The organism is Rhizobium cerradonense, from assembly GCF_030182455.1.
In the GTDB taxonomy this organism is placed as follows: domain Bacteria; phylum Pseudomonadota; class Alphaproteobacteria; order Rhizobiales; family Rhizobiaceae; genus Rhizobium.
This window is the reverse complement of sequence record NZ_JAQJCK010000058.1, coordinates 1-3,435: the sequence shown is the minus strand read 5'-3', so window position 1 is coordinate 3,435 and position 3,435 is coordinate 1. Positions and strand designations below refer to the sequence as shown.

The 3,435-nt window shown below is 57.6% G+C and carries 4 protein-coding genes and 1 pseudogene; 4 read left to right on the top strand and 1 reads right to left on the bottom strand.

Translation table 11 applies throughout. The annotated features are described in order from the left end of the window. The 4 genes and pseudogenes from PH547_RS33555 to PH547_RS33540 form a co-directional block, all read left to right on the top strand. Window positions 1–380: pseudogene (locus PH547_RS33555) on the top strand (IS5-like element ISRtr4 family transposase); the annotation flags it as partial. A 97-nt stretch (window positions 381–477) separates the two neighbouring features. Further along, complete coding sequence (locus PH547_RS33550) at window positions 478–1,767, top strand: amino acid ABC transporter permease (protein WP_120670741.1); 1,290 nt, start codon at window positions 478–480, stop codon at window positions 1,765–1,767. Window positions 1,768–1,779: 12 nt separating this feature from the next. Then, window positions 1,780–2,571, top strand: coding sequence for an amino acid ABC transporter ATP-binding protein (locus PH547_RS33545; RefSeq protein ID WP_004112771.1), 792 nt, complete (start codon window positions 1,780–1,782; stop codon window positions 2,569–2,571). A gap of 283 nt (window positions 2,572–2,854) precedes the next feature. Next, the gene (locus PH547_RS33540; RefSeq protein ID WP_081598422.1) at window positions 2,855–3,169 is read left to right on the top strand and encodes a thioredoxin domain-containing protein; all 315 of its coding nucleotides are present in this window, start codon (window positions 2,855–2,857) and stop codon (window positions 3,167–3,169) included. Here the strand turns inward: PH547_RS33540 and PH547_RS33535 are convergent. Further along, the coding region (locus PH547_RS33535) for an ISAs1 family transposase (RefSeq protein ID WP_285170457.1) at window positions 3,156–3,435 on the bottom strand (280 nt) is incomplete at its 5' end. The genes PH547_RS33540 and PH547_RS33535 overlap by 14 nt on opposite strands.

Genomic DNA, 3,435 nt, shown 5'->3' with positions numbered 1-3,435 from the left:
GCCTGATGGTCGGTCTCATGGTGCACAGCGCCGACATCCAGGATCGCGACGGTGCTCCCGATCTCCTGAAATCCATCCGCCACAGGTGGCCATGGTTACTGCATGTCTTCGCCGATGGTGGCTATGCGGGCGATAAGTTGAAGCGGCGACTGAAAAAGATCGGGCGCTGGACGATCGAGATCATCAAGCGCTCAGACAAGGCGAAAGGCTTCGAGGTTCTGCCGCGTCGATGGGTGGTCGAACGGACCTTCGCCTGGCTTGGCAGATGCCGCAGATTGGCCAAAGACGTCGAACGCTCCATCGCATCAGCCGAAGCGTGGATCATGATCGCCCACATTCGTCTCATCACCAGACGGCTAGCAAGGTATGGATATCGTTGAACGCTTTTCGAATCCGACTCTTATGTCGCGATCAGCCTCAGCATCTCGGCTGCCATGAACATCTACAACAATCGCGTCAGCCTGAAGGAGCGTTGAGATGAACATGCAAAACCTCTCCTTTGTGCGCCAGGACATGGTCGCCGCATCGCCAAGGCCTTCGGGGCGAGGGGGGACGCTCGAATGGACGAGAAAAAATCTTTTCAACAGCTGGCTCAGCACGCTTCTAACAGTCGGGTCCGTACTTACGGTCGCATGGCTCATCGTGGCCGTCGCACCATGGCTCGGCAATTCAGTCTGGCGGGCCAACTCACTTGTCGAGTGTCGGCAAGTCCTGGGCGATGCGCCGGGCGCGTGTTGGGGCGTGATCCGCGACCGCTGGCCGCAGCTTCTCTTCGGTTTCTACCCTGCGCATCTCTACTGGCGGCCGGTGCTGGCATTCGCGCTGCTCTTCGCCGCTTTGGCGCCAGTTCTGCTCCGCGCTTTGCCGCGACGGGCTCTCTGGTTCAGCATCGTCTACCCCGGCATAGCCTATTTCCTGATCTGGGGTGGCAGCCTCTGGTTTCCGATCTCGGTCTATTTCGGCTTCGCTGTCGGCGCTGGACTGTTCATGTTGGCAGCACGGGCCGGAAAAGGGCCGAGCGTCGGCATTGCTGTCATCGGCGCGAGCGTCTGGTGGGTTTATGCGGCCCAGCCGATCTCGTCCCTCGCAGACGGCATGGCTCCAATCGCTCTCGATAGCATCGCCTCGCGCGATGTCGGCGGCTTCCTGCTATCGATCATCATTGGCGTAACAGGGATAGCTATGTCGCTGCCGCTCGGGATCCTGCTTGCACTTGGCCGCCGTTCCAACCTGCCGCTCATCCATATGCTGAGCGTCGTGTTCATTGAATTCATCCGCGGCGTGCCGCTGATCACGCTCCTTTTCACGGCTTCGCTGCTGCTCAACTACTTCCTGCCGCCCGGCACGAACTTTGACCTCATCCTGCGCGTTGTGATCATGGTGACGCTCTTTGCCAGCGCCTATATGGCCGAGGTCATTCGTGGCGGTCTGGCCGCTCTACCGAAAGGACAGTATGAGGCGGCGGAAGCGCTCGGCCTTGACTACTGGAAGTCCCAGCAGCTCGTCATCCTGCCGCAGGCCCTCAAGATCTCAATCCCCGGCATCGTCAATTCCTTCATCGGGCTGTTCAAGGACACGACGCTCGTCATGTTCATCGGATTGCTTGACCCGATCGCCCTTGCCGCCGCCATTCGTGCCAACACCAACTGGCAGGGCATATACTGGGAGCTCTTCATCTTCATCGGCGCCGTGTTTTTCGTCTTCTGCTTCAGCATGTCGCGCTACTCGCAATATTTGGAGCGTCGGCTGAAGACCGACCACCGGTAGGAGGATATCATAATGACCAACATCATGATGAAAACGGCGTCGTTACAGGACGACCGGCCAAGTCTTGCAGATATCGCCGTCGAGATTAGCGCCATGAACAAGTGGTATGGCGAGTTCCACGTCCTGCGCGACATCAATCTCACCGTGCAGCGGGGCGAGCGGATCGTCATTTGCGGACCGTCCGGCTCCGGAAAATCAACCATGATCCGCTGCATCAATCGGCTTGAGGAACATCAGGCCGGCAAGATCGTCGTCGACGGTATCGAACTGACCAACGACCTGAAGAAGATCGAGGAAGTCCGCCGCGAAGTCGGAATGGTGTTCCAGCATTTCAATCTCTTTCCGCATTTGACGATCCTTCAGAACTGCACCCTCGCACCGATCTGGGTCCGCAAGATGCCGCAAAAGGAAGCCAGGGAACTCGCCATGCACTTTCTTGAGAAAGTGAAAATACCGGATCAGGCGCATAAATATCCGGGTCAGCTCTCCGGCGGGCAGCAGCAGCGCGTGGCGATCGCGCGAGCTCTCTGCATGAAGCCGCGGCTGATGTTGTTCGATGAGCCGACCTCCGCGCTTGATCCAGAGATGATCAAGGAAGTGCTCGATACGATGATCGCGCTTGCCGAAGAAGGCATGACCATGCTCTGCGTCACCCATGAAATGGGTTTTGCCCAAGCGGTGGCCAACAGGGTGATCTTCATGGATCGGGGTCAAATCGTAGAACAGAACGAACCCAAGGCATTTTTCGGCGCGCCGCAATCGGAACGCACGCGCGCATTCCTCAGTCAGATCTTGGGTCACTAGGCAATAGCTACCGTTGAAGTTTGGGCACTGGCCGTATAGCATTTGATGACACAGCAGTGTCAGTGACGAACCGACTCGGGACTGCACGGACATCTGTTTGAGGCGGTCTAAATCCAAGCACTGACGCCCTGAACTTACCGGCAATCATCCGGAGACATTCATATCTTGGCCAAGTTTCTATTCTCGCGCCTCGCCGCGGGAATTCTCAGTGTTTGGATTGGCAACCTTCCAACCGCATCTAACGCGGGGGACATGATGCACCCGTAGGGCGTGCGGACCGCCGATTGGCTCCGCCTCAGCACCCGTTACCGTGATCGAATACTCGTCGCCGACCTGCCCCCATCGCGTCGAATACCGAACGCATGTCGCACTGCAGATCGAAGAGGAATTCGTCCGCACCGGTAAGGTCAGGATTGTCTTCCGACTAATTGTGCGCAACAATGTGGACATGGTCATCTTGATGCTTGCCGAACGGCAGCCCGCACCGAAGTCCCAGCAAATCCTGGATGCCTATTATGCAAGGCATGACGAGATCGTGCAATCGAGCAACATCGAACAGCACGGCGCTGAATCCGGGTTAACAGTCATGCTCGGATGATTTCGGCCATGTATTGTGGGTTTCTGCCTGCTTTGTTTCGTCTGAGTTTGATACTGCGCTTGTCGTTATGGCTTCGAACCATGTTGATGGCGAAGTGTCGGACGACGGCCATGTTGGCTGGTCCATGCCCGGTTCGAGATCGGGCGGCATCCTCGTTGAAGGTGACGTCGAGTACCCAATGGAGGGAGTTCTCGATGGCCCAATGGCCACGTATGGCCTCGGCGAACTGGAGCGCGGTCATCGACCGTGAGGAGATATAGAAGCGG

Coding starts and splice junctions, on each gene's coding strand:
- PH547_RS33550 (WP_120670741.1), top strand. CDS start 478: ATGAACATGCAAAACCTCTCCTTTGTGCGCCAGGACATGGTCGCCGCA.
- PH547_RS33545 (WP_004112771.1), top strand. CDS start 1,780: ATGACCAACATCATGATGAAAACGGCGTCGTTACAGGACGACCGGCCA.